We start from the raw sequence: 24,463 nt of genomic DNA, 5'->3' as shown, positions 1-24,463 counted from the left end.
TTTCCTTTCTAATTTTTCAAATTCATTTCAACAATTTTCCAATGCATTTCAGCAATAAAGTTGTCATAGGGTCCATTCATAGAGACGGTAATCATGAACTTACCGTTTTCAATCCAAACCTTTTCCGGCTCAAAACGTCTATTCTCTTCTTCACCCCACCAATAACGGTTAGATGGAATTGCCCACTCATCAGGTCCTTTCGGAATCATCTCGAAAATAACGCATTTCTTCCAATCTCCCGACCAAGCAATCGTGTACAGGTAGCCGTTTTCAAACCAATCGCTTTGTCCGGCTATACCATCAAAGTAATTTTCACCGAATTTTTCTTTGACAATTTTAAGCACACTAGCATTGTTGCTTTTAATAAATTTGACTAGCTCCATTTTGGTTTCGTTATATGTTGCGACCCAATAATAGCTACTTGCTTTCAAAATCACTCGATTGTTATCAATCAATTGTGATGACGTCACCGCTCCAATTTTTTCACCCTTTGAACCTACTACCGGAATCCGTTTTCCATAGCGCACTGTTTGGGTCTTTAAGTTAACGATGGCCGTTGCAACTTCTCCTGGAATCATGCTTGAAACCAAGAGCGTAACTTCATCACCCTTTTGATACATCACCGTACAATCATTCGTGTGGCCTAACATATAGTTTTTATAATCGGAATAGTCGCCGATATCGCCCCTTGCAACAAACGACTTATCCGGATCATGTTTATCAATTACCGCTAACTTCAAACTGCTGTCTCGCTGACCAATCGTTCCAAATGTGTAATAGTGGTCCTTATCAAATCCTGTACCTTGGGTACCACCCCAACCAGGCACTGGATATTCAAACATACGAGTGTATCCTGTGCTGACAACATCACGCTCCAATGGTTCCCAATGCATATCTTCGGGAACGATGGACTCTTCAGGCTTTGGTTCTGGCTTTGGTTCTGGCTTTGGTTCTGGCTTTGGTTCTGGCTTTGGTTCCGGTTTCGGTTCCGGTTTCGGTTCTGGGTCTGGTGGAATCACTGGGTCTGGGTCAATCTCCTCACTGTTTCCTAGATACATATCTAAGATGAGTGAAAATTTTTTAATCCCTTTATCCAAGTCATTTAAAAATAAGTTAATGTTAGTCTCGAACGAATATAAATCTAAGGAAGAATTAAAAGTATTTGATATGCCCTGCAACATTTCATTCGTTTCAATATCAATAAATCCCAATTCTTGATTCATAATTTCAACACTGTTATTAAAATATTTGCGTACTAATTCAATGTTATTCAAACAGCCACAATAAAAGCGCTCATCATAGTTATTTGATAAGCGCTCTAACGTTGGAGGTAATAGTGTTTCACCCAAATATTCAATTAATCGTTCATTTAAAGACTCAATGCCTTCAACTTTTTCCTCTAGCGTCTGATTTAATTGTGCTAGGATCATCTACACCCCTCCCTTCTGAGATTTTAATTGTAGATAACTCTCCTGAATTAGTAATGTTTAATTTCCACTTCCCACCGTTTGGTGCGGTCAGAATTTGTTGATTGACTAAATCATCAACTTCCTTCTTTGTATAACAATCAGCTAATTCATTCATCGATTTATCGTCAATTAGCAATTGCTTTGAAGAATTGACTGACACTTCATGCTGCGAGCCTTTTTCATCAATGAAAAAAATACTTGGCAGTAACAAATCACTAAAATCTGCTGGGTTCAAATATATACCTTGTGGCGTGATAATCTGTCTCAAATTATCATCAATTGTTATCCATAGTCCATCAAATTGATCTAAGCCAATTCCAGCACGACGATTTGAAATATTTGGCCGATTAGGTAATTTAGTCATTTCCCCTCCAGTCCCATGCCAAACCATGATTTAGTGTATTTTGGATTTCTTGAGCAATTGCATTACTTTTCTTTTTTGAAAGTGATTGCTGTCGTTGTTGAGCTCGAAAATATTCCAAGCTTGTTTTCCGTAAGCTGTTTAAAGTTACCGTGGTAACTTGACCATCATCAAACGGATGCCAACTATAACCCACAACTTCAATGTCAGTAACATAACCCGTCTCCAAAATCTCAAGACGTTTTAATTCATTAATTATCGGCCTTTCACCGCCTTTATAATCAAGGGTTATTGTTAACGGTGGTTCTAATACAAACTTACCTTTAGCATAATCATCCATAGCTTTAGCATCGTGGAACCGTTCGTCATTTAAAATGCCCCCGGACCATTCTCCATATTTAGCAATTGATTTTTCATCTTTAACAATGTGAGGCGGAAAGAAAGGAACTGTCTTAGTTTCTGTTTTCTTATTTTTAGAATTACCAGTGGTGACCTTTTCTTCTTTGGTTCCACCTACGACATAAAAAGAATTGATGATTGAAGATATATCCGTGTTTAACTGAATATTATCAGAATTATGGCCATAACTGAGCCGCTTGCCTAAATGCTTAGTACGTTCACTGTGTTGATAAATAACGATGTGTTTATTATCTTGAGTGACAACTGCATCAGGCCAAGAACTAACAATTTTACCCAATCCATCAAATGCAGAATCTCCTCCTAACCCTTCAATCTTCTTCTTTGAAAATGATCCAACTACTTTGGTTGTAAATCCTAAACGATTATTAGCAAAGTAAAAATTTAGTACATCTTGTACACTATAACTTTGTGCTTTTTCATTTTGTTTATATTGCATAATACGATGGCAATCCGTATAAATATGGCTTGCAGTTACATTTACAGTCGGATAACCATTCACAAAATTTCTATCTAACTGTTGAATAATATATTCTTGTCCGTCAAATTCAATTAAATTATTTTCTTGGATTAAACTATATCCAAAACTATAATCATTTTTTGCAACAAAACTAATTTGTCGTTGCGTGTTTACTTGTTCATCGTATTGAAAACTAGGTAAAACAATGCTTTGTATAGGTTCAATGTGGGTGCCATCCCTAGTTTTAACTTTCACAATTTGATTTAACACTAACTTAGATACAAAAAAGGAAAGCTAAACGTTAAATCGTGAATTTTCGCTGCACCCGAAACGACTATCTCATTTTGACCAATTTCTAATTTAATAAATCCAAAATCAGTATTTATCGTATCTTGCTTTCCTTTCATAAAAGTAATTAAGCCATCTAAAACAACGTTAGTTTTTCCAGCTAATTTCCCTTTATATGACCAACTTGTTCCGTTAGTTATATTAGTAATAGTCACTGGGCCATCTATAGTCATATTAATTTTTAAATCATGCCGCTGATAATATGGATCTATCTGAATGTCACTAGCATTATATATTGAGAAACTTTTTTCATTATGTTGATAAGTAGGCATTGGATCTATTAGATTCATACCAAATGATTCTTTTTTAATCTGATCACTTCTTCTCAATGAGTACATAAAGCCACTTGGTACTTCAAATACAATTTGAAATTTAAAGTCATTATTTCCTTCAGCTAATGAATCTAGTGGAAAATTAGTAGGTCTTCCATAGAAACATTTATTTGGATTGTCACCCGGCCTTACACGTAGTAATTGTCTTTGTCCAAAAATCCTGTAAATTTCATGACGGATTAACTGATGTTCTTCAAAACCGCTTGCAGTTATAAAAAAATTAGCCGTAAATGTTCCATTTCCAAATGAAACAGAGGTCAATTGGCTCCCGTCAGTCCCACTGTTTTCTTGATAAGCATTCACAAAATTAGGAGTAAAGAATCCATCTAAATAAATCAAGGATGGCAAACGTTCGATTAAATCAATCTCATTTTTTCCATCTGCTTTCACGTAAAAATTTTTCAATTATATCCCCCCTTCTAATCCAATATTTAGATTTTGCCAATTTGCCTTGCTTTGATCCTTACTTTGCTGCTGATAAGCTTCATTAGGATTCATATAAACCTTAGTATCCATTTGCTTTTCAGTGTTTTCAGCGATTGTTGCTAAATAACGCATGATACTATCAAACTTTTTATTTAATACAGAAATTTCTGATTCATTGGCACCATTCATATTTTGCATATTGTCTCGATTTGCAAACATCGCTACGGTTTGACCAAGTAACTCATATCCTCTACTACTTTTCATTTTAGACAATGGAATCGTCATTTCGGGTTGATTGTTCTCACTAATCTCAACCATTTGATGCTTAGTTGTTAAGCCACCATTTTCTAATCGTCTATGACCAGTTGGTCCCCATCCACCCGGCATTCTAATATCACTTGCCCAATTGGAATCGTTAAACATGGCCATCAATTGATCATACCCACTCAAAATATTTGTATGCCCTGACACAGCCCATGACTTGAATGTTGGGGGAATATATTGCAATAATCCTTGTGCTGGATTTCCATTTTCTGAATTAATATCATGAATTTGTTGTTTAATATTCTGCTTTCCACCAGACTCTTTATTAATTCGCGCCATAATTGCATTCATATCACCCGGGCCTAAAGTAACTTTTGCTTCTTTAGCGGCTTTTTCAATTTGTGAACGCCAATTCCCACCGGCTCCAATATCTTTGGAATTGATACTTTTTTCAGCCTTGTCAAAAACACCTTTCAACTTTTTAAGAGCAGCATCCGTAACCATATTAATTGACCCACGCCCAATGCCTTCTAGTGCAGTTCCTTCTTTCAAACTGCTAAGGAAAGGCTTCACGCCTGCCATATCTTCAATTGAATTTAAAACACTCTTAGCACCTTTCCCGACCATTGATTCAACATCTTTAAACATCTTCTTAGTAAAATCAAAAGCGTCGCCGATGAATCCACCTACGCCATCTTTATGCGCAGGTAATCCTGTCGTCATAGCCATAAACTGCTTTGATAAATCGTGGGGCAAAATCGATGTCCCTGCTTGCAAATCACGAATTTCTGGGCCACTTGTTCCAAGTGCAAAAATTCCTTTTTGAGGATGATGCGCTAATTCAAAACCTTCTTCACCAACCAATGCTAATTCGTCAGTTGGTATTCCTTGCGTACCAGTTGCATATGCTGCTTGAGCATACTTTCCTCGCTTACCCACTTTCGCAGATACATAATTAGTAGGTGTCCACTTTGGAATATGTCCAGGATGGTCTTTATCAATAAACTTTAATACGGCATTAATACCTTCGGTAATATCATTGACCGTATCTGCTAACCCACTCTGCATATTACTCCAGCCAGTTAATACGTTTCCTGTTTCATCATCAACTGCATCTTTATGTTCACCAGCTTGTTTGGTCGCTTGATCTACAACTTTTTCATGTTGTTCAGTAGCGTGATCAATTGTCTCATTCTTTTGTTTGTTAGCCTTATTAACTGACTCTTTATACGTATCATTCGCTTTACCAACAATGTCATCATGCTGTTTTTTTGAGATACTTCCATTTTCATAATATTCTTTGTCAGCCGCTTTAATAGTTTCATCACGCTTTTTTTCAGCACTAGATTTTGCTTTTTTATACGTTTCATCAGCGTTTTTAATTTGCACATTCTTTTCTTTATTTGAATCAGAAATTGCCTTTTTCATTTCTTCATGAGAAATTTTGCTTTTCTTCTTCTTCAAATCGTTTAAGATGTCTTGTTGCTTAACACTGGATGCCCGAACTGTTTTATTGATATTTTTTCCGAGTTTAACTTGATCTGCTTCTACCTTCTTTTGATAGTCTTTGTTAGCTTTTAATTCCTCTCGATGCTGTTCATCTTTATACTGCTTAGAATTTTTTCCGTATTTCTTTTCAATATCTTGAAGCTTGGCCGTTTGTCCTGATTGAATTTTGTTTAATTGCTTATAGTAATTATCAGTATCTTTTTTCACGTTGCCTAATAGCTTCTGTTTTTGTGACCTCTGCTTGTCATCCGACTTCTTACTTTTCTTCAAGATGGCATCTTCTTCTTTTTGAGTCATTGCGCCATTTTTAACAAGTACATCCAAATCTTTCTTAGAATTTTTTTGCTTATTCTTGTAAAAATTATCAATTTCTCGACTCATCTTTTTATATGTGGATTCAAGCGTTTTCTGATCACGCTCAAGACTCTTTGTATTTAACTTTGGGTCTAAGAATAATTTTCGATTAATACCATCAATCGTGTCCTGATAAACACGACCTAACCGTTTCATATCTGCAGTTTGAGTATCCTTACTCATCTTGGGCTTAATTGGCTTTTTATTTACACCACGCTGAATGGCATCTCCGAGTAATTCTCCTGACTTTTGACCAACAATACCGCCTAACACTGCGCCAAGAGGTCCTCCAATAGCCATCCCTGCAGCGGTCCCAACGCCACCTCCTATTGTTCCACCTACTTTTTCATGTAAAGGTTTGTTATTTGTAGCCTCCATAAGTCCAGCTGCTACACCACCACCTACTCCAGTAGCAGTGGCTTTCATCATAACCTTTCCTACTGAAGGTGCTGCTTTAGTTGCCACTGATTCTATAGCGCCTATATCACTTGTACCTACTGCACCAATACTTTGAGTTGCCATTGTTGCCCCGGTGGCTTTAGGTGTTGAGATTGCTTTAGCTCCCTTACCAGTCATATTGACTCCACTACCACCCATTAGATTCATAGCAGCGCCAACAGTCTTTAATTCAAGCAATGCAGTTTTAGCATCTTTAACTAGACTAATAAATTGTCCAACTTTTCTAATTCCCCACATTGCACCTAACGCAATACCAAAGGCTTCAACCTCATTTTTATGTGAACCTAAGAATCCTGCAAAGTCCGCAGTTGTTTTGGCTAAAAATCCGACACCTTTAGCCAATGTCTTCAAACCTTCTTGGCCATCTTTAGAATCAAACGTTTTAACCATTTGAATTGAAGCTTCACGCAATACAGGCAACATTTCTTTACCGATCATAATTAATGTTGCATTCCCAGCTTCTTTGAACTGTGCCATTTGATTTTTTACAGAACCCATGTTCTTATTAGCTAATCTTGCAACATACCCTTGACCGTCCGCAGACTCTTTTACCTTTTCGTTCAATTCTCCTAAGCTTGAAGCATTTTCAGCTAAAACAATACCAGCCTGCTGTCCAGTGGTACCGAACAAGTTATGAAACACATCCATTTTTTCACTTTTAGACATATCTTCAGAATGTTTGTTAAGCAATCCAAAAATGTCCGTCATAGATTTCATCTTACCTTGCTTATCAGTAAAGTCGTCTGTACTTAGTCCCATACTCTTCAAAGAATCAGTCGCTGCCTTTGATGGTGAAATCAATGAATTTAAGACTTTACGTAATCCAGTTCCAGCTTTATCTGCTTCAATTCCATTGTTACTTAAAACACCGATTGCAGAAGCTGTGTCACCAATATCAACACCCGCTCCATGTGCTGTTGCACCAACATATTCCATAGCTTTTCCCATATTATGGAAATCAGTTGCTGTTAAATCAGCAGCATAAGCCATCTTATTAACAACTTCTTTAGTATTTTTTGCCATACCAGCTACAGAATCTGTCTTTTTACCGAATGATTCCAACGCAGCTGTTGAATTGTGGACAACATCAGTAAAATCATCACCAGATGCTTTAGCACCTTGCAACATGGTCTTCATCGCCCCTAATGATTGTTCCGAAGTATATCCACGTTTTACTAATTCTTGGTATCCGTCAGCAATTTTAGCTTGTGAGACACCGTATTCCACAGACATACGTTTACCTTCTGCCTGCATCTTATTAACATTACGTTGCGCTTCACTTGCTTTCTCGCCCCCAGTAACGAGTAAATTAAAGGTTGTCTTATATTGGTTTTCTAACTCTGATGCCATTTCGGCGCCCTTTAATGATGCAGCACTAACAGCTCCAATTCCAATTGCAGCAGATAGCGCACCACTTCTCACTTTTTGAAAACCACGTTGCATTGAATCAAACGTTTTGTTGGACGTTCTATACAACGAGTTCATTCCTTGTCCCATTTTTGTAAATCCAAATGGGCTTAAGTGATCAACCTCTTTTTGAACAACACGAATCTCTTTACCATATCCTGCGAGTTTTGCTTCAGATTTTGCTACTTCTGTTCGTTGTTTTGCAATTGAATTTCGACTGCTATCCTCTGCAAGTTCCAAACGTTTTAATTGACTACGTTGTTCTGTCAATTCCCTGCTTTGTGAAGCATACGCATTTTTGGTCCCTGCTAATTTCGTCTGTAATGCAAGATTATGTTGCCCTTCGGCTTCTAACCTTTGCGTGTTAGCTCTGAACAAATCATTATTCTGACTAAGTTCCGCATTCAATTCTTTAATCTTAACTTCGCCACCGGCTAAACCAGATTGATAATGACGCAATTCAGTTGTAGTTTCTGCTAAGCGCTTTTTCGTTTCTTCCACACGCATAGCTTGCAGATGATACGCATCTGAATTTTTACCACTTTGACGCGATACGCGATTCAGTTCACCTTCTTGTATCTTTAAAACATCAGATAAAGATTCTTGTGAATTTTTTAGTCCTTCAACGTGAACTCTTGCAGCTCCTTCTGCTCTTCCCTGTGCTTGTAGACGTTGCTCACGAATGCGCATAATATCAGTATTTCTGTTTAACTTTTGATTTAACTCTGCTAACCCAGATTGATAATACCGATTTGCTTCTTCTGCTCTTTTTTGCTGTCCATTAAATGACCCAAGTTGGCGTTCAGCTTTCTCAAGTTCTTTTTGCAAATAATTATAAAGAGTTGCGCCTTTTTTCGTACTCGTATTTACATTTTCTAGTGACTCCCGCAACATTTTGATTTTCTGTTGCTGATTATTAACTGAATCACCCAGACCTTTATATCTTTCAGCAGCTGCACCAGCATAATCACCCGCAGCCTTTAATTGAGTTGTTGTGGTTTTCCATTCTCGTGTCGCCATTGTAGCTTCTCGCTGAAAATCACGTAATGCATTTTGAGCATTTGATGTGTCCATGGTCAGCTTTGTGGCCATCTCACGGGTAATCATTACCATAAGTTATCCTCCTTTCTTTACTGTTTTTTGATATTTTTATTTGCTTGGTCTGGTGTTAAATCCATATGACGCATAAAGTCACGAGCACTCATAGGACGATCATCACGAGATTGTGCTGCTAACACTTCCATCATTCGATAGTACGGCTGTTGTTCATATTCAGATGGTGCAATGTGTAAGTTGTAAAATGCTTGTTGCTCGGCATAATCTAAATCTTGGACTAAGTTATCCCAAAAATGATAACTTTCAACTAATCGTTTAAACCCTCATCTACTGTCAACTCTTCATCTTTCTTTTCTGCTTCATCTTCTTCAGATTCATCTGGAATGCCCAGAATTTGACGAGCAAGGTTACGCGAAAATTCAATAATGTCAGTACCATTTGCTTCATCAACGATTGCTTTTTGTTTTTTAGTTAAACGATCATCCAAAACATCATGTAGAAAATCAACAGATAAATCTAACGCTTCGATACTTTGATCAATCTTGTTAAGCAAATTATCTCCGTCATATGCTGGATTTTCTTTTTTGTTCATGATGGTTTGTAATTCGTTGACTTTAATTGCCTTATCGGCAGCGTTCAGATCACTATCTCGAATATCATCAATTGCTTCTGATAATTGAGTTACATCACGATAATAATCTTGAATCGCTTTTTCTAACTTCATATCTACAATATCTTGTTGTGCCAAATCCTTCATATATTGTGCAGTGCGACGGTATTGTAGTTGCGTTGGGACAATTTTCATTGGTTGATCATCTTCCAAATTAAACAATTCAATTGATCCATTTAACTCCATTGCTTGTGGCATTATTTATCTCCTTAATTATGTACAAGCCGCCCTTCCGTATTGTGTATTTATGGCGACGTTATTGCTTAGTTCTTAATCTTGCGGTACAACTTTTGTGTTTCCACCCTTTGCTGCATCTTCTCCAGCATTGGCAAATTCTGTTACATCTGCACCAGGGAAAAAGTCCTGGAACATACGTTCCTTAGTAAAGGCTGCATAATCTGGATAATACCAAGCTCCAAATCCATCATCGCCACGTTCGATTGCCTTAAATGTAATGTCATCCGTTTGGCGTTGTTCGGTTGCATTGTTAGTTTGCATATTTTGCGCTTGATCTTGTCCAATAGCTTTATAGAAACCTACATATAGCGGTTCTTCAATATCAAATGATTCTGCCGATTCAACCAAAATCGTGACATGAGTATTGTTTGTACCTGCAGCTTCAAAGCCACCATTTCCCTTTTCTTTACGGCCTAATAATTTATTAAGCACGGCATGTGGAAAAGCATTGGCTGTTAAAACACCTTGCGGTGACGCCTTACCTGTTGAAACGGCAACTACACGATTTGATCCAAAAATATCAGTTTGGCTTCCCGCCATATTGGTTAAATTAAACCCAACTAGCCCCATTACCGAACGTACATCCGCTTGAAAAATTCCAGACTTATCATCTTGACGCCCATTGATTCCATCAATTCCCGTAACGATTTTGTTAGTATTGTCGTCAATAATAGCGACCCAACCTCGATTAATTCCTAATGACATTTATAATGCCTCCTTTGTTCTGCTTATGTTTATTGTTGCTGTTAATTGTTTTGTATCTGGATCAGGTATAGCAGGCTTCACTTCATTTATTTGCCAACCACCCTGATTTAAAGCATTCATCAGTGCTATTAACTTTTCTTCTAAATCAAAAGAAGCATTTAAACTCAAAAATATTTGAATTTGAACGCTTCCTTCATAAGTATTAAATTGATTACTACCATAATCACCGACTCCACTCGTGCTATTCCTAACGAGAATCAGTGTTTTGTTTTTATCTTCATCTGCTTTTAAAGCATTTACTCGTATAGCATCGGCCCAAACAGCTTCCAGTTTAATTTGCCGATACGCTTCCATTAATAAACTCATAGGCCCTTCTTCTCCTGAATTTTAGCTAATGCTGCTGCTTCAGCCATAAACACAGGTTCTTTAGCCGTCTCTATAGCTTGGTCATAAAATGAATCACCAGGCATTTTTATAGTGCCATCATTTAAAAACCTCGCAATTCGTGCATGATTTACATCATTTGTAGAGAATCCCACTGCTGACGTGCCATCAATTCGTGTACCAGCTAATCTTCCAGAGGTTACGGAATCAGCCAAATGTTCAAATTTTGATGTATCACGGCCACTATTGAAATGACTTTTTTTCGTTTCCTCTTCTATCACTTTTTGCATTGCCAAAGCGCCAACTTTGGTTACTTTTTGTCTATCATCAACTGAAATATTAACTATTCCGCCAACATCGTGTACTAATTTATTCATTTGAGTTTCAAAATCATCGTCCAAAGCTATCAAGCACCTCTCTTCTCGATTAATTGAAGCGTTAAGATGTCATATGAATTTAAACCAGTTCCATTTCGCTCATCAGCACTAAGTGTCACGATTTTAAAGAGATCATCATCAATTTGACAATACATACTCTCTTTAATTTTGTGAGAATGACGCACCGCAATTAATTTAGTCTTTTTAATATCAAGGCCTTCCAATGTATATTGTTGATTCAACGTTTGTTGACGATAACCAAACCAAAGTTTAAATTCAGAAACAAACTCTTCTAATTTTTGACCATTAGCATCATATTCATCTTCACGCAAATAACCAAATGCCACCCTATGGTTAAATTGATTTGGATTGATTTTCATCTGTTACATCCTTTAATTCAAGATACACTTCATAGCGTCCACGCATTTGTCCGACAATAGAGTTTACAGCCATATTAATTGGATACATTGGAATGTTAGTTAATGAAGTTCTTGCTGCATAATATCCACTTGCTTGCGCGATTAGAGCAGTCTTGAACATCGGCTTGATTGAATCGTCTTCCCAGAATGATTCACTATCACCAACTGCTCCTTTTATATAGCTAGAAGCCGCATCAATATACAAATTAAGCAACTCATCATCTTCTTCCATATCCAGCCTAAGCGACAATTTTAGTTGTTCTAATAACTCACTTTTTTCATTATCACCCATATGCCACGCTCACTTCACTAAGCTGTAGGTGCAGTAGCTGCTGGTTGATCTGCAATCTTCTTAAATGATGCCGAAATCAAGGCATCTGAATCTGTTGCTTCCACATCAAAGCGGTCAATAACACGTACCTTTGTTTGGTCATGTTCGAATGCACCACCTCCGATATTTGTTGACAACAATGACATATGCTCGCGATCATAAAGTGTAATAGCTTGCTTCATATCTCCAAAGTACAATGGGAACGTATCCTTGGCTTGATTTGGCAACCATCGGTCGGCCACTACTACAACCTGCTTTCCACCAATTTGCTTAACTTCAGGTTGAGTAACAACCGGTTGAATCAAATATTCACCATGTGCATCCTTAACCTTGGCCAATTCAGAAAATCCTGATTGATTAGTAATAAACATAGATGTTGATAATAGTGCTGGGTCCAATGTCTTATTTTGCAAGTCCTTAATATCGTCAAACTTACTCAAAGTTTGCTTAGATGGTACAGCATTCATTTTTTCAATAATAGCTTGATTTCGTGTAACAACTACCTTACGAGCAATCCAAGTAGTTAGCCATTGTAGGATATTGTCTGCCGTATCCTTAAGCAATGAATTAGTAACTGTATTAATTCCTGCATATCGCTTAATTACATACTTAATAAGGGTTAGCTTAGGTGCGTCTTGTTCTTTAATCTCACCTTCTTCATCATCAAGATTTACAAGTGGTGTAATTTCAGAGAACTTTTCATATACTCGGCTTCCTGAAGCTGTAGTTACAGACTCATGATTAACATATTGTTCCAATGAATCGTATTGGCGCATCAATTGATGAATGGCAGTTTGTACATCAACCGGAATTGTTAATCCAGCTGCGTTTCCTTGTTCATCAGTAGATGAGGTTAGAGAGTTAATGATTGTTGGATCATTCTTCATCATTCCCTTAAATTCATCAATAAACTTAATCTTGTCCGCTTTCTCCTCACCATTAAGTGGTTGTACATCCTTATCACTCATTGAAGCCACTTCTTCTGCACGCGCATCCACCAAGTTTTGATATGCCAAGTCTCGTTGCGCTTTTGCTGCCTTAACATTGTTTTGCACCTTAGTAATGTCTTCAACCGTTACATCATCGACGTTTACCATGGCGTTTGCCTCAGCTTGTAAGTCAGACACCTTTTGTCCCGCATTTACCCATGCATCATTTAATTCATTAATAGTCATTTTTAATCCTCCAATAAAATAGTCGCCTTAGCACTTCGTTGTGCTAGACGACTTCCGTTGTTATTTGTCTTGTTCTTTTGTGAATTTTTATTTTGTGATTGCTTAGCAATTAATGTACCTACCTTATTAATTGCATCCGTTGATAACAAACCTGTTTCAATGGAATTTGTAGCCTTTGCAGTAGCCTGATTAGCAAACATAATATTGTCAGCAAAACCATACTCAACTGCTTCTGTAGCTGTTAAAAAGGTTTCGTCTGCCATCATCTTTGCAATCTCATCCATTGAAACGCCTGTTCGTTCGACATATGCCTGTGCAATAGATTGGTCCGTCTTATCAAGCATGTCCGCAACATGAGTTAGTTTATCTTTATTTCCTGCTGTTTCAGATACACTAGCTTGATGGATCATAAATTGAGCAGTTGGCGAAATATTAACAATATTCGCTCCCATTGCAATTACTGACGCCGCACTTGCTGCCATACCAGTGATATTAATAGTCACTTCCTTGTCAATTTGACGTAAAGCAGTATATATTTCACTTGCCGCCGTCACTTCTCCACCGCCTGAAGATAAATTAATTGTTAAATCATCATCTCCTAAGTCATTCAATGTACTTTTAACCTTATTAGGGCTAATACAATCAATTTCTAAAAAGTCGTAAATCCAACTTGAATCATTTCCGACAACCGGCCCAATTAAATCAAGTGTTTTCATTGTTCGTACCTCCTTCCTTTATAAATCTAGGATTGGTTTCTGGTATATCAGGAAAATCTTTACTTAAATATCCGCGCTCTTTAAGTAAAAGTTTTGCTTCTCCTGAAGTTAAAGCACCATCTTTCATTAAATCAGAAACTTCCCTAACTGTATTACCACCCAAAATGTCATAAACTGGTCTCAAATCTAACTCTACGTTATCGTTGAGTTTATTACTTAATTCCGCTTCAATCGTAATTGCAAAACGCCGCAAACTTTTAATATATTGCTCCATTTGCATTTGGATAGATGATTGTTGATCACCATTACCATTTAACTGACTATCATCAACACCATAAACTTTAGCAATATTGTTTCTTGTCCAATCGGTTGATGCCAATAATTTTGAAATATCATTTTTAACTTCGAATGGTGTAAAGCTTTCCAATTCATCTAATACAATTGGGCCACCCTTTGATGACTCCAGTCTCTTCATAAATGATCGTGATAATGCTGTTTTTTCTACCGCACCTTGTAAACCACCTTTTTCAACACCAACTTTTAAAATACCTGGCGTAAACACCGACTTCGCAAGCGATGTCAACGATAGTCTATTAGCTTCACGCTTAATTTGAAATTCATCCCCTAATGCTGAAAGAGGACTAATCCCCGTCTTTCCACCATTCGTACTCATCAGACGAAAATGTAGCATATCTCCACTAGGTATTCCTTGAACAAAACCAACTGCTGGCTCATCAAAAGTTGCGTTGTACATTAAACCTGCCCCATTCATCAAACGTACAGTTTGAACTTGACTTGGTCTTAAGTATTCAAACGACTTAATCTGTGCATTTTTATTTCTCCAAATATAAGCGAACGCCTCACCCCCTAACAATAACTGTGCATAAACAGACTGCCAAAATGCTAATTGGTTTGTCATTGGTGTCGGATTCTGCAAAATAAAGCTTGTCTTGCTTTGTTCCGTATGTACTTTTGCTGACACCAAATCAAAACTTAATCTTGAAATAATGGCATAAATATCGGAATCACGTAATGCATCGTTAGCATTTACATAATCGTTATTTAAACCAAGTTTGCTCAAAATATTTTCATTATCAATTGATAGCCCATTAGTTGATACATCCAACGTTTTGTTCCCAGTTTCATTCAGAAACTTAGGTGGTCGTAACATGGGCATTAAGCATCACCACCTTTATTCACTTGAATTTGTTCAACAATGACCCCCGCTATAATAAAAGTTAGTGTCAGCGTCACATATCCCCAAATTTGACCTAAATAAAAGCCGCCACAATTAAATGTAATTGCAGCAGCTATAAAAAATAGTAAATCCAAAATAGTCCAAATGTTTGAAAATAATTTCTTAAACATCATCATTCATCTCCAATCTTTCAAGTTCCTTTTGCAGTTTGTTCATTTCATCTTCAGTCATAATTCCACCATCTTCCGAGAAAATCCATTCTGCTTTAGCTTCATTTGACATGTTTTCAACACGCTTCTTTGGATCGTTGATTTCAGCATATTCTTCAAAATGATACATTCCTTGATATAAAGCATCAATAATTGCATCAACAACGTCAATCTTCAGAGTTGCTTTATCTTTGTCAACTTGAATGCCAATTTTATCTTCCTTAATCACTGCATTTAATAAAGCTTTTTCCATCACTTTATCGTCTAAACGAGTAATCGAACCTTCCACAAAAGCAGTTTGTAAAAATTTAGTTGGGTGCATTACATAAGGCGTCGTTTGTTTAACTGGCATATATTGCCAATCTACATTGATTCCCAATTGTTTTGCCCATTTCGTCAATCCATAAGGATCATATTCGAAAAGTTGAACATCCAGCATATGTTCATCAACATAATTCATTAACCAACGGTATATTTGGTCATCATTTACCATTCCTTGTGGGTGCGATGTAATAGTACAAAAGCCTTTTTCGGCAAGTTTCCGATACATAATGCCGTCTTGTTTTTCCTTCGCTTCAATTGAACCGGCTTTTTCCCAAGGTATAAACGAATGTTGCTCGATATGCCACTTTGGACTACCGTTTTCCATATATGGGTATACAAACGCAATTCCTGTATTATCACTCATCATAGAATAATCAAATCCGATATATACTGGCCGTCTGTCTATACTAAAATCTTGAACAATTGCATTATCAATATCTGCTAACTTTAAATATGATTTATTCGAATCTTGCAAGTAAACATTCATAGATTTATTTTGAAATTCTGCTAATTTCCCCTCGGTTATCATGGTTTCGCGTAATTTCATCAATGAATCAATCGTTGAATCATGTCGCTCTGCCATACCTATCAACGGTGTTGACTTTTCCCACGTTTCTGGCTGATATACTTCATTTTCATCATCTTGTGCCCAAACTAACCACAACTCAAAATCAGATTCACGATTCCAATCCTGCTCCATCACTTCTTGGCCACGTCTCAATCCGTTATGAAATTCCGTCCCCAAAAACTCGTAAGCTGTAGAAATCTTAATAAATTGATGATACTGAACATCTTGCTGTCCTGTTGTTATTCGTGATGTATACTTTCCTGCTTTTTCATCACCAGCTTCATCATAGACTGCAGTTGTAAAATGGTACCCATCATATTTACCGGATTCATTTGACACCTTTACTAACCTATTTCGCACCTTTTTTGCTATGATTTGTTTCTCTTGAACAATCATTCCGGTTTGTTTTGCATATTCACGATAAAGTGGTTGCTTCTCAATCAACAAACTAATCATGTCGCTGACATATCCATATAATTTGGCAGTTTGATCAGATGTATTTGCCGCTGCTAAAAAGTCTTGGTTATGCATACCGATACTTTCCAATAAGAAAGAATAAGCTAGGATAATAGCAGCAAAGTATGTTTTACCTTGTTTACGAGCTACACTTACACTAGCTAAAGTAAATCGCTTATCATCTCTGTCTGACGTTCGCCAACCTATTAATTGACACAAGATAAATTTTTGCCAAGGCATCAACGGTAATGGTTTCCCAGCATCTGGATCGGGGCATAATTTTGCAAAAGTCAAAATACTATTTACTTTTTCTTTACTATAAAAATATGGAAACTCTGGGTCCTGCTCTTCAACTCGCATTAAATCTCGAACATGGCGTAAGCAAGCTAATTGTAATTGATAACCTGCAATTTGCTTACCTTCTAGAACACGAAATGCATAGCAGGTTGCTTCATCAGTGTATTTGTGTTTAATATTAGATGAATCAAAAGTTAAGAATGAGCCTAATACATCTTTCGATTTGGTTAAATCTAACTTTTTCATATGTTATCCACCCGCCGCCTTTCTTAACTCGTCCATAATTGATATGTCATCTTTGTCTGTATCATCTATCAAGTCCAATAATTCAGCCCGTGCTTTGGGTGTCATCCCTAAGGCTTCACATCCAGCCTTTATATTTTTACTTGCGCGATCAATATCTGTAATGGCGGGATTTGATTTCAACATACCGCTTTCTGACCAGTAATGAATACCCACGCCATCTTCTGAATTGATTTCATCATAGCTTCGTCTCAAAATTTCATAGTTAATACAAATGCTCTCAATAATAGTTTTATCCAAGAGTTGAACATCGAAATTCTCTTTCAAAACTGGCACTAATCTTTTCCATAAATTCCGCGCTTCACCTTTCAGATAACGTGGTGGTTCGTCTGAAATTCCTTTTGTCATTGATCAACTCCTTTCTAAATTACTTAGGTGCATTTTTCTCTCATATATCTACTACAAACGTCCACGGTGGGCGTTTTTTGTTTGAAAAAAAGTTTTCAAAATCCGATATTTTTACGAGAACACGAACTGTGTGCGCTCCTTTTTACTCACAACTACAGGGGGGTCTAAATTATTTTTCAATTAATTTTGCGATTGCCCCCGTTGATTTTATTTCGGGGACTTTCTTTTTATTTTGTTGCTGTCCTGTTCCATAATAATGTTGTTCCCATGCTGTCTTTTTAGAGTGACAACGACCACATATAACCGATAAGTTCGTGACATCTGCCTTTCTGTCTGTGTCGTACTCTATAGGAACAATATGGTCTACTACCTTAGCAGGTGTTACTCGTCCATGCACTGCACAGTACTGACACAGATAACTGTCTCGATTCAACACAACCTTACGCAACTCAACCCATTGTTTGGTTCGATAGAATGACGTTTGTTCTCTTTTAGTCCCATCCCTATTACGTATCTGTTTGTTATATCTCTGCGTCATATACTTATCATGCCTATTCCTGTCTGCTTCTTCTAAATCCTGGTGCGCATCACAGTATGCTCTGCCGTTAGTTGCAAGACTATGGCATCCAACCTTACGACATTGTTTAACTCTTGGCATAACATCCCTCCAAGTTTTGTGCACAAAAAAAGAGAACCACTTTACAAAGTCCTCTTTTTTATATTTTTAATTAACACTAGACATATCTAGCTTAACGTCGACTGGTTGACTCTCTGTAAAGAAAATCACATTAATATCAACATGTCCATTTAATGTATTCTCTAATACACTAGTTGGTAATGTGAATGTCCATGAATTACCGTTCTTAACTCCAGATGTTCCATTAATTGAAAATCCTGTAATCATCTTTGCAGACGATGCACTGTTAGCTGAAATAGTAAGTTTTGCTGTATTTCCCTTAATAGTTACATCACTTACAGCTGACATGTATTTCCCCATTGTTGAAGCGTTAGTCGTTCCTTGCTTCAAGTATGTTGTATTGACTTGGTACATACCATCTGTGTACTTTGCAGAATTACTTACTTGTGAAGATGTAGCATTTGCTACATTATCAGCATGAATATTTGGTGCAGCTATACCAAACCCTATCGATGATACAACAGTTGCCAAAATAAACATTTTCTTACTAAACATAATCAAATTCCTCCAAAATAAAATACAAGTGCAACAATTAACAAAGTTATTATATATACCATTACCTTAAATCAACTTTAATTCTTATAAAAAGCACCATACAAAAAAGAGCAACCCATCGGTTACTCTTAATACATTTTAAATTTATAAAGTGCTATTATCTTAACTTTCTATCTTTAATACTTGTCAAGTAATAAACATTACATTCAATCCAACCACCGAATTAAAAAATTGAAAACCCTTAATGTTGATTAGCTACACTTACTTAAAATTCTTGATACGTTTCCGGGTTTTGGTCATGTGTTCTCCCATCCGGTCGTGACATAGAATTAATGTTCATCATTTCCGAATCGCTTAACATAAAATCAAAAACATCTAAGTTTGCCAACTGATTTTTATCACTCGACGACTTAGGAATAGGTACAACTCCTAACTGAATCTCCCAACGTAATATAATTTGCCCAACATTTTTATTATGACTTTTGGCAATTTGTTGTAAAGTTTCGTCTTCTAAGACGCTACTTGCTCTTCCTAAAGGACTCCATGCTTCAGTTAAAATTCCTTTACTCTCATTGTATGCTCGTTGTTCTTTTTGATTAAACAATGGATGTAATTCAATTTGGTTGATAACTGGTAACACACCGGTTTCCTTTTCCAGACGATCAATATGTTCCGGTAAGAAATTACATACACCAATATTGCGCACTAACCCAAACTTCTGTGCTTCTATGAGTGTTTCCCATGCTTCAACATAGTGGTCGTCTTCAGGATTAGGCCAGTGCAATAAATAAAGATCAAAGTAATCAAGTTGACTTCTATACAAAGATTCTTGAATGGTCTCAATACTATTTTCGTGATAGTATCGTCCTGGCAATTTTGATGTAACTAGCACTTCAGAACGATCTACTTTAGATGTTTGGATACCTTGACCTACAGCACCCTCATTTTCATAGTTGTATGCAGTATCGATTAATCTATATCCATTATCGATGGCATGTTTAATCGAATTTGCACCACTTGTTCCATTTAGTTTATATGTTCCAAAACCAATTTTCGGAATAGACATTCCGTTTAAAAGAGTATATTTTTCCATAAATAAATCCTCCATTTTCAACTACGGTTCATTCTACTCTTAATTGAAACAACAAAAAAGAGCAACCAACTTAATGATTACTCTTTAATGTTTTGACAACCATTTTATTAGACAATAAACAATTAAAAAACCAATAATTATTGAAATGCCAAATGCTATTATCCAAGTTGCCATAATGCGTTATCTCCTATTCCTTAATTTTTCTAATTTCATCTCGGTATCTTGCTTCGCTGATTTTATTTAAATCATTAATTTTTATTCTTATCAGGTCAATTGGATCAAATGATTGACCTGTAAAATCTTGTTTTAATAATGAAACAATTACTGCTATGAAAGCTATAAATGTATATGTATCTTCATCGCCTTTTTTATTTTCAGATTGGTTCTGTTCTGAATTATCTTGAGTATTCTGGACATACAAAAACTGCATAAAGTTTCCAACTGTTTTTATTGTTTTTTCTGATGCATACCCTATTGTTTGCCCTTGCAATGCAAGCAAACCGAACGGCCCCATCTTTTTAGTTCCTTCATTATCGATTAATAAATTTGACCATTCCAAAATTAGCTTTTGCATATCTGATTGTCCATTTAAACGATAATAGTTATCAATTTGTAATTGCTTATCAAAATTAAAATTTCTATTTTGCTTTAGCGCATCTCTAAACATATCTGGAATTTTTTTAGCAAATCCCCAGTAAAGAACTCCCAAGATAACTATTAAGCCACTTCCTAATTGAACCCATGTCATAATCTAAAGTCTCCTGTCATTTAATAAGTAAATTATACCAAAGTTCAGTAACTATGCCCAAAATAAAAAGCCTGTCATCTCTGACAGACCTAACATGGTCTAACTTGCGTATTTGTTTTACATTCGTATCTTTAACTGGTCGAAATCGACCAGTTTACATGTACTTGTGGATAACTCTAAACTAGGTCGATTTATACCTAGTTTACTCTTCATTACTATGTTTTACTCTTCAATGCCCCCAGTAGGATTTGAACCTACGACCCACGTTTGACGGCTTTATTCATTATATTTAAATCCAGTAAAAAAGACAGATACATCTGCAGATGTGTCTGTCTTTTAATAAATTACTCTCATCTAACAATTGAAAACTGCTAAAGTTTTAGTCAGCCTTCTTATAATCAGGGGCTTCTGGAGTAGACTTCACTTCTTCTTGAGGACTAAGTGATGACTTCTCTTCTTCCTTACTATTTTCTTGAGACATTATATTCTCCCCCTCTCTTTATATATTCAGCACCATTAGCACTTAAACATATTCTATCAAATTAAATCTACATATTAAAGCCCCATGCTATTTAAATAGTTAGGTTTAAATATCTATTCTTTATAGACACGACAGGAATCGAACCTGCAAATATACCTAAGTATGTGGCTTTACCATTAAGCTACGTGTCTAACCAGATTAAATAAGAATCAAGGAGTTGATTCATTAGCTTGTTGAATAACCATCATCTAATTATTCAACACTATCATAATAACACCTTTTTTTAGTCAAAAACGGTTAAGTTTGCAAAAATTCCGGCCCATGGTTTCACTTTATCCATTCTTTGATCACATCTTTAAAGTCATCTCGCCATTTTCTAGCAGTTCGTTCTGTTATATTCCCTGCAGTAGCTATTTGTTTCCAGCTCGTATGTCGGTTTCGGTATCGGTCCCTAATTACCTGTTGCCGTTCTGGACATAATACTGTAAACCATGTCTTGATCAGAAACTCTTGGCTCTTAAGTTCAGCCAGTTGTTCATCTTGCTCATATCTAGCCAGCTTATTTTCAATCGTTTTATCATACTTAAATTGAGCTTTTCCACCCCCAACATTTTCATCAGTGTTGTTACTGACGCTTAGCTCCAATATCCGAATTTGAATTAGGTTAGGATAATTGCCTAAAAAATAGTTCTCTAACATCTTGTCATATTTATCAGCCAACCTTTGCCCTCCATGTTATAATTATATTGCTTTAAATCAAAGGCGCCTAGTATTTGCTGGGCGTTTTTTATGTTATGATATTTGTGCATGGATTGTTACCTTCTTTTTCAACTTACTCCCATATAGCCCAATCCATGTAACACCACTTCCCCATAAAGTGGTGTTTTTTATTTGTCTTTTTCTAGCCATTCAACAACTTTGCAATACGTATCTTGATGCACCGTTACTGTTTGCTTATCCAAAAATTTAGCCAACGTTGGTGCTGTAATCTTAATTTTTCGAGCAATCATCGTGTCAGGTAGCTTTCGATTATGCTTGTCCCCATACCGTTTAAGATACTTAACTCGCTTTGCTAATTCTCTACGCACTTCTGGTTCAATTTCAACTAAACTCATCTCGGCCTCCTTTCTACGGTTAAATTTAAGTTTTTAATTTTATTCAACATTCATTTTAACCTAAACCTAACTGCAAATAACACAAATATAAACTAAAAACCTTTATTGTTGTCCATGAATTCAATTACTTTAGATAGCTGATCTGATGAACATTTTATTTTAATCAGGGCATTTCCCACATTAAGTACTAATGAAATTACAGCTACTGCAATCCAAATTAATTGCCACGTTGCTTGATAACCACCTATTTTTGCAATTAAAAGTGCAAATCCAACATAAACAATTGATTGAACAAAATTACTACATAATCCTTTAAATGCGTATTTAATCATCTTCTACCTCTACGATTTCATATCCAAATTCTATTCTGCCATCATCTTCAAACATCGCCGTCAATATATTAGCCACTTTTAGTTGGATTTTTGTTTCTTCTAATGACTCCCATATTTGAGGTTCGGTCGCTCCAATTTCAACTGGCTGAATACAACCGCTGCCAAAGTGTTGAAAATATAATATTTCACCGTTGTTATTACTTCCAGTTTTAATAGCGTATTTCATTACTCTTCTACCTCATCAAGTTCACGAGTGAAACACCATGTTGTAACGTATCCAAAATCAATCAGAACAAAACGTCCTAAATCACGAACCACTTTTTCTTTTTTACAAACTCCAGTTGGACCTTCGCCCGTAAACTCACTTTTATAGCGTGTTTTAAATTTCTTACCAACGTTACTCACTATTCCACCTCAACTACTTCTGTTTGTGGATTACTCCACTTTTCTGCTTCTTCTCGTGTATCAAATTTGTAAGGTGTATATTTATCGCCAAAGTATAAATTCATAAGTCCATGTTTATTTAACGCTAAAAACCAATACCCAGTAAATAAATCTATTTTCTTAGACCTTACAATCCACTTTTTAGGCTTCTCTGCTTCAAATTGCGGGTCGCCATTAACATGCTTAATGATTTTTAAGAACACGTTAAAATCAAGACCTACACCGTGCGTACAACGGTAATGTTCCAACTCCGGATAGCAGTTTTTAAAAAATAGGTTCATTCCAATATCAAACGTATGTCTTCCAAAATCCTCTAACTCATCCATCATCTCTTTAGATACTTGTTCTAGTTCACTCATGATTTCTTCACCTCTTCTAATTCACCATGTGTTTGACGCTTGTATACTTTAGCTACGTCATATGTGAACCCTTCAGCATATGTGAAAGTCTCTTCATGCTCGTTTGGATCTATTACAATTGGTCGGCCTTCATCGTTTTGATAAGCCACCATCGGGAATATTCCAGGAGCATCATCTCTTGCTCCAGTAAAATGTACAATGTAATGCTTTTCTTGTTCACTCATGACTACTCTCCAATCTTTTCAATCCATGCTTTCACACCTTGATTCGTTAACTTTAATGCTTCTCGGGTAGCTTGCTCATGTGTCATGCATTGTTCAACAACTGTCTCTTCATTCGTAACTTCTGATTTTGTCTTTACTTGATAAGCCATTAATTCACCCATTCGTTGATACGATTTTGTTGCTCACGAATTTTTTCTTTCTTAAGTGCGATTTCATTAGCTTGCAAATTCAAGTGTTCTTTTGACCTCTTCAGTTGCTCGCTGTACATATCCGCCTGACAACTAAAAATAATAAAAATAAACATCAATGTAAGCAGTGTAAATCGCAATGACCAGGGGATATACTGCCAACTATTCCAATATCCAAACATAACTAACGATGTCACAAACAATACATACAACGTTCGTTGTCGTTTGCTTACTTTTTCTTCAATCTTCTTTAATTTATTCATCTATTCTCCCTATAATCCAAATAATTATTAAGTCGATTACTAGCCACAATAAAATTAGAATCCATATTATTTCCTAATTAATACTCATACTTTAAACAAATTCTTTTGGCTGTAATGGAATCGTTGTCTTTGTTGGGCGCCATAAATGTAAAACTTCAACACCATTTTTTATGCCATCAGTTGCTGGACTAATGTAGTCATCGTCAGCTGGATGTAATTGCATAGCCGTTTCGTCAGGTTTAAAAATAAGTTGCTTAAGTTTCTGCATCGTCTGCCAGTCAGGCATACGCTTACGATTTTTATTACTGATGCTAACGTGCTCCCAGTTACCACCATTACTCAAAATTACAATCCAATCTAGCCAAATTAAAGCAAAGCCATCTTCTGCTTCTTTTATAATTTTTACGTTGCTCTGATTAATAATTTCAGTTTTTGTTTTCATACT

31 protein-coding genes and 1 tRNA gene are annotated in these 24,463 nt (G+C 36.3%); all 32 read right to left on the bottom strand.

The features are described 5' to 3' along the window. Positions 1 to 8: 8 nt before the first annotated feature. On the bottom strand, positions 9 to 1,430 hold the full coding sequence (locus IV67_RS02005) for a hypothetical protein (protein WP_057786609.1): 1,422 nt from the start codon (positions 1,428 to 1,430) through the stop codon (positions 9 to 11). Continuing rightward, positions 1,387 to 1,833 (bottom strand): hypothetical protein, encoded by a 447-nt coding sequence (locus IV67_RS02000; protein WP_057786607.1) that lies wholly within the window; start codon positions 1,831 to 1,833, stop codon positions 1,387 to 1,389. Before IV67_RS02000 ends, IV67_RS02005 begins: the two co-directional genes overlap by 44 nt. Then, the gene (locus IV67_RS01995; protein WP_057786605.1) at positions 1,826 to 2,977 is read right to left on the bottom strand and encodes a prophage endopeptidase tail family protein; all 1,152 of its coding nucleotides are present in this window, start codon (positions 2,975 to 2,977) and stop codon (positions 1,826 to 1,828) included. The genes IV67_RS02000 and IV67_RS01995 overlap by 8 nt, the downstream gene beginning before the upstream one ends. Beyond that, the gene (locus IV67_RS01990; RefSeq protein ID WP_057786603.1) at positions 2,977 to 3,792 is read right to left on the bottom strand and encodes a phage tail domain-containing protein; all 816 of its coding nucleotides are present in this window, start codon (positions 3,790 to 3,792) and stop codon (positions 2,977 to 2,979) included. The genes IV67_RS01995 and IV67_RS01990 overlap by 1 nt, the downstream gene beginning before the upstream one ends. Then, a complete protein-coding gene (locus IV67_RS01985) occupies positions 3,793 to 8,919 on the bottom strand; it encodes a phage tail tape measure protein (protein ID WP_057786601.1) in 5,127 nt (1,708 codons plus the stop codon). It abuts the gene before it with no gap. Positions 8,920 to 9,169: 250 nt separating this feature from the next. Then, positions 9,170 to 9,730 (bottom strand): hypothetical protein, encoded by a 561-nt coding sequence (locus IV67_RS01980; RefSeq protein WP_057786598.1) that lies wholly within the window; start codon positions 9,728 to 9,730, stop codon positions 9,170 to 9,172. 72 nt (positions 9,731 to 9,802) lie between these two features. Next, positions 9,803 to 10,474: a major tail protein gene (locus IV67_RS01975; protein ID WP_057786596.1), complete on the bottom strand. Its 672-nt coding sequence runs from the start codon at positions 10,472 to 10,474 to the stop codon at positions 9,803 to 9,805. Next, on the bottom strand, positions 10,475 to 10,840 hold the full coding sequence (locus tag IV67_RS01970; protein WP_057786594.1) for a DUF806 family protein: 366 nt from the start codon (positions 10,838 to 10,840) through the stop codon (positions 10,475 to 10,477). Then, positions 10,837 to 11,235: a hypothetical protein gene (locus IV67_RS01965; protein ID WP_057786749.1), complete on the bottom strand. Its 399-nt coding sequence runs from the start codon at positions 11,233 to 11,235 to the stop codon at positions 10,837 to 10,839. The genes IV67_RS01970 and IV67_RS01965 overlap by 4 nt, the downstream gene beginning before the upstream one ends. 29 nt (positions 11,236 to 11,264) lie before the next feature. Then, positions 11,265 to 11,615 carry a phage head closure protein gene (locus IV67_RS01960; RefSeq protein ID WP_057786593.1) on the bottom strand — a complete coding sequence of 117 codons (351 nt, stop codon included), beginning with the start codon at positions 11,613 to 11,615 and terminating at the stop codon, positions 11,265 to 11,267. Next, positions 11,590 to 11,946, bottom strand: coding sequence for a head-tail connector protein (locus tag IV67_RS01955; protein ID WP_057786591.1), 357 nt, complete (start codon positions 11,944 to 11,946; stop codon positions 11,590 to 11,592). Before IV67_RS01955 ends, IV67_RS01960 begins: the two co-directional genes overlap by 26 nt. A 17-nt stretch (positions 11,947 to 11,963) precedes the next feature. Next, on the bottom strand, positions 11,964 to 13,160 hold the full coding sequence (locus IV67_RS01950; protein ID WP_057786590.1) for a phage major capsid protein: 1,197 nt from the start codon (positions 13,158 to 13,160) through the stop codon (positions 11,964 to 11,966). Between the two features lie 2 nt (positions 13,161 to 13,162). After that, positions 13,163 to 13,876, bottom strand: a complete 714-nt coding sequence (locus IV67_RS01945) for a head maturation protease, ClpP-related (RefSeq protein ID WP_057786588.1) — start codon at positions 13,874 to 13,876, stop codon at positions 13,163 to 13,165. Then, a complete protein-coding gene (locus tag IV67_RS01940) occupies positions 13,863 to 15,053 on the bottom strand; it encodes a phage portal protein (RefSeq protein WP_057786587.1) in 1,191 nt (396 codons plus the stop codon). Before IV67_RS01940 ends, IV67_RS01945 begins: the two co-directional genes overlap by 14 nt. Next, a complete protein-coding gene (locus IV67_RS01935) occupies positions 15,053 to 15,244 on the bottom strand; it encodes a DUF1056 family protein (protein WP_236698230.1) in 192 nt (63 codons plus the stop codon). The genes IV67_RS01940 and IV67_RS01935 overlap by 1 nt, the downstream gene beginning before the upstream one ends. Continuing rightward, a complete protein-coding gene (locus IV67_RS01930) occupies positions 15,237 to 17,174 on the bottom strand; it encodes a terminase large subunit (protein ID WP_057786583.1) in 1,938 nt (645 codons plus the stop codon). The genes IV67_RS01935 and IV67_RS01930 overlap by 8 nt, the downstream gene beginning before the upstream one ends. Positions 17,175 to 17,177: 3 nt before the next feature. After that, on the bottom strand, positions 17,178 to 17,579 hold the full coding sequence (locus tag IV67_RS01925) for a phage terminase small subunit P27 family (protein ID WP_057786581.1): 402 nt from the start codon (positions 17,577 to 17,579) through the stop codon (positions 17,178 to 17,180). 169 nt (positions 17,580 to 17,748) lie between these two features. Next, positions 17,749 to 18,237, bottom strand: a complete 489-nt coding sequence (locus IV67_RS01920; protein WP_057786579.1) for an HNH endonuclease — start codon at positions 18,235 to 18,237, stop codon at positions 17,749 to 17,751. A gap of 66 nt (positions 18,238 to 18,303) precedes the next feature. After that, complete coding sequence (locus IV67_RS01915; protein ID WP_057786577.1) at positions 18,304 to 18,771, bottom strand: NEAT domain-containing protein; 468 nt, start codon at positions 18,769 to 18,771, stop codon at positions 18,304 to 18,306. A gap of 265 nt (positions 18,772 to 19,036) precedes the next feature. After that, complete coding sequence (locus tag IV67_RS01910) at positions 19,037 to 19,864, bottom strand: aldo/keto reductase (protein WP_057786575.1); 828 nt, start codon at positions 19,862 to 19,864, stop codon at positions 19,037 to 19,039. A gap of 187 nt (positions 19,865 to 20,051) precedes the next feature. Next, a complete protein-coding gene (locus IV67_RS01905; protein WP_057786573.1) occupies positions 20,052 to 20,612 on the bottom strand; it encodes a hypothetical protein in 561 nt (186 codons plus the stop codon). A 604-nt stretch (positions 20,613 to 21,216) separates the two neighbouring features. Next, positions 21,217 to 21,284, bottom strand: a tRNA-OTHER gene (locus IV67_RS01900). 136 nt (positions 21,285 to 21,420) lie between these two features. After that, positions 21,421 to 21,813: a DUF722 domain-containing protein gene (locus IV67_RS01895; protein ID WP_157050270.1), complete on the bottom strand. Its 393-nt coding sequence runs from the start codon at positions 21,811 to 21,813 to the stop codon at positions 21,421 to 21,423. Positions 21,814 to 21,980: 167 nt separating this feature from the next. Beyond that, positions 21,981 to 22,208 carry a hypothetical protein gene (locus IV67_RS01890; RefSeq protein ID WP_057786569.1) on the bottom strand — a complete coding sequence of 76 codons (228 nt, stop codon included), beginning with the start codon at positions 22,206 to 22,208 and terminating at the stop codon, positions 21,981 to 21,983. A 92-nt stretch (positions 22,209 to 22,300) separates the two neighbouring features. After that, on the bottom strand, positions 22,301 to 22,540 hold the full coding sequence (locus IV67_RS01885) for a hypothetical protein (protein ID WP_057786567.1): 240 nt from the start codon (positions 22,538 to 22,540) through the stop codon (positions 22,301 to 22,303). After that, entirely contained in the window at positions 22,533 to 22,766 is a 234-nt protein-coding gene (locus IV67_RS01880; protein ID WP_057786565.1) for a hypothetical protein, read from the bottom strand. The genes IV67_RS01885 and IV67_RS01880 overlap by 8 nt, the downstream gene beginning before the upstream one ends. Continuing rightward, positions 22,766 to 22,945 (bottom strand): hypothetical protein, encoded by a 180-nt coding sequence (locus tag IV67_RS01875; protein WP_057786563.1) that lies wholly within the window; start codon positions 22,943 to 22,945, stop codon positions 22,766 to 22,768. The genes IV67_RS01880 and IV67_RS01875 overlap by 1 nt, the downstream gene beginning before the upstream one ends. Beyond that, on the bottom strand, positions 22,945 to 23,343 hold the full coding sequence (locus IV67_RS01870; protein ID WP_057786561.1) for a hypothetical protein: 399 nt from the start codon (positions 23,341 to 23,343) through the stop codon (positions 22,945 to 22,947). The genes IV67_RS01875 and IV67_RS01870 overlap by 1 nt, the downstream gene beginning before the upstream one ends. Continuing rightward, positions 23,340 to 23,567, bottom strand: a complete 228-nt coding sequence (locus IV67_RS01865) for a hypothetical protein (RefSeq protein ID WP_057786556.1) — start codon at positions 23,565 to 23,567, stop codon at positions 23,340 to 23,342. The genes IV67_RS01870 and IV67_RS01865 overlap by 4 nt, the downstream gene beginning before the upstream one ends. 2 nt (positions 23,568 to 23,569) lie before the next feature. Beyond that, on the bottom strand, positions 23,570 to 23,728 hold the full coding sequence (locus IV67_RS09200) for a hypothetical protein (RefSeq protein WP_236698229.1): 159 nt from the start codon (positions 23,726 to 23,728) through the stop codon (positions 23,570 to 23,572). Then, positions 23,716 to 24,018, bottom strand: a complete 303-nt coding sequence (locus IV67_RS01860) for a hypothetical protein (protein ID WP_057786554.1) — start codon at positions 24,016 to 24,018, stop codon at positions 23,716 to 23,718. The genes IV67_RS09200 and IV67_RS01860 overlap by 13 nt, the downstream gene beginning before the upstream one ends. Before the next feature lie 91 nt (positions 24,019 to 24,109). Beyond that, positions 24,110 to 24,460, bottom strand: coding sequence for a DUF7694 domain-containing protein (locus IV67_RS01855; RefSeq protein ID WP_057786552.1), 351 nt, complete (start codon positions 24,458 to 24,460; stop codon positions 24,110 to 24,112). Between the last annotated feature and the right edge of the window lie 3 nt (positions 24,461 to 24,463).

Source organism: Weissella minor (assembly GCF_001437425.1).
Classification (GTDB): domain Bacteria; phylum Bacillota; class Bacilli; order Lactobacillales; family Lactobacillaceae; genus Weissella; species Weissella minor.
This window is presented reverse-complemented; position numbering and strand designations above follow the sequence as displayed.

Excerpts from the sequence above, each read along its gene's own strand:
- IV67_RS02005 (WP_057786609.1), bottom strand. The coding sequence starts at position 1,430 with ATGATCCTAGCACAATTAAATCAGACGCTAGAGGAAAAAGTTGAAGGC.
- IV67_RS02000 (WP_057786607.1), bottom strand. The coding sequence starts at position 1,833 with ATGACTAAATTACCTAATCGGCCAAATATTTCAAATCGTCGTGCTGGA.
- IV67_RS01985 (WP_057786601.1), bottom strand. The coding sequence starts at position 8,919 with ATGGTAATGATTACCCGTGAGATGGCCACAAAGCTGACCATGGACACA.
- IV67_RS01980 (WP_057786598.1), bottom strand. The coding sequence starts at position 9,730 with ATGCCACAAGCAATGGAGTTAAATGGATCAATTGAATTGTTTAATTTG.
- IV67_RS01975 (WP_057786596.1), bottom strand. The coding sequence starts at position 10,474 with ATGTCATTAGGAATTAATCGAGGTTGGGTCGCTATTATTGACGACAAT.
- IV67_RS01970 (WP_057786594.1), bottom strand. The coding sequence starts at position 10,840 with ATGAGTTTATTAATGGAAGCGTATCGGCAAATTAAACTGGAAGCTGTT.
- IV67_RS01965 (WP_057786749.1), bottom strand. The coding sequence starts at position 11,235 with ATGAATAAATTAGTACACGATGTTGGCGGAATAGTTAATATTTCAGTT.
- IV67_RS01960 (WP_057786593.1), bottom strand. The coding sequence starts at position 11,615 with ATGAAAATCAATCCAAATCAATTTAACCATAGGGTGGCATTTGGTTAT.
- IV67_RS01955 (WP_057786591.1), bottom strand. The coding sequence starts at position 11,946 with ATGGGTGATAATGAAAAAAGTGAGTTATTAGAACAACTAAAATTGTCG.
- IV67_RS01950 (WP_057786590.1), bottom strand. The coding sequence starts at position 13,160 with ATGACTATTAATGAATTAAATGATGCATGGGTAAATGCGGGACAAAAG.
- IV67_RS01945 (WP_057786588.1), bottom strand. The coding sequence starts at position 13,876 with ATGAAAACACTTGATTTAATTGGGCCGGTTGTCGGAAATGATTCAAGT.
- IV67_RS01940 (WP_057786587.1), bottom strand. The coding sequence starts at position 15,053 with ATGCCCATGTTACGACCACCTAAGTTTCTGAATGAAACTGGGAACAAA.
- IV67_RS01935 (WP_236698230.1), bottom strand. The coding sequence starts at position 15,244 with ATGTTTAAGAAATTATTTTCAAACATTTGGACTATTTTGGATTTACTA.
- IV67_RS01930 (WP_057786583.1), bottom strand. The coding sequence starts at position 17,174 with ATGAAAAAGTTAGATTTAACCAAATCGAAAGATGTATTAGGCTCATTC.
- IV67_RS01925 (WP_057786581.1), bottom strand. The coding sequence starts at position 17,579 with ATGACAAAAGGAATTTCAGACGAACCACCACGTTATCTGAAAGGTGAA.
- IV67_RS01920 (WP_057786579.1), bottom strand. The coding sequence starts at position 18,237 with ATGCCAAGAGTTAAACAATGTCGTAAGGTTGGATGCCATAGTCTTGCA.
- IV67_RS01915 (WP_057786577.1), bottom strand. The coding sequence starts at position 18,771 with ATGTTTAGTAAGAAAATGTTTATTTTGGCAACTGTTGTATCATCGATA.
- IV67_RS01910 (WP_057786575.1), bottom strand. The coding sequence starts at position 19,864 with ATGGAAAAATATACTCTTTTAAACGGAATGTCTATTCCGAAAATTGGT.
- IV67_RS01905 (WP_057786573.1), bottom strand. The coding sequence starts at position 20,612 with ATGACATGGGTTCAATTAGGAAGTGGCTTAATAGTTATCTTGGGAGTT.
- IV67_RS01890 (WP_057786569.1), bottom strand. The coding sequence starts at position 22,208 with ATGAGTTTAGTTGAAATTGAACCAGAAGTGCGTAGAGAATTAGCAAAG.
- IV67_RS01885 (WP_057786567.1), bottom strand. The coding sequence starts at position 22,540 with ATGATTAAATACGCATTTAAAGGATTATGTAGTAATTTTGTTCAATCA.
- IV67_RS01880 (WP_057786565.1), bottom strand. The coding sequence starts at position 22,766 with ATGAAATACGCTATTAAAACTGGAAGTAATAACAACGGTGAAATATTA.
- IV67_RS01870 (WP_057786561.1), bottom strand. The coding sequence starts at position 23,343 with ATGAGTGAACTAGAACAAGTATCTAAAGAGATGATGGATGAGTTAGAG.
- IV67_RS01865 (WP_057786556.1), bottom strand. The coding sequence starts at position 23,567 with ATGAGTGAACAAGAAAAGCATTACATTGTACATTTTACTGGAGCAAGA.
- IV67_RS09200 (WP_236698229.1), bottom strand. The coding sequence starts at position 23,728 with ATGGGTGAATTAATGGCTTATCAAGTAAAGACAAAATCAGAAGTTACG.
- IV67_RS01860 (WP_057786554.1), bottom strand. The coding sequence starts at position 24,018 with ATGAATAAATTAAAGAAGATTGAAGAAAAAGTAAGCAAACGACAACGA.
- IV67_RS01855 (WP_057786552.1), bottom strand. The coding sequence starts at position 24,460 with ATGAAAACAAAAACTGAAATTATTAATCAGAGCAACGTAAAAATTATA.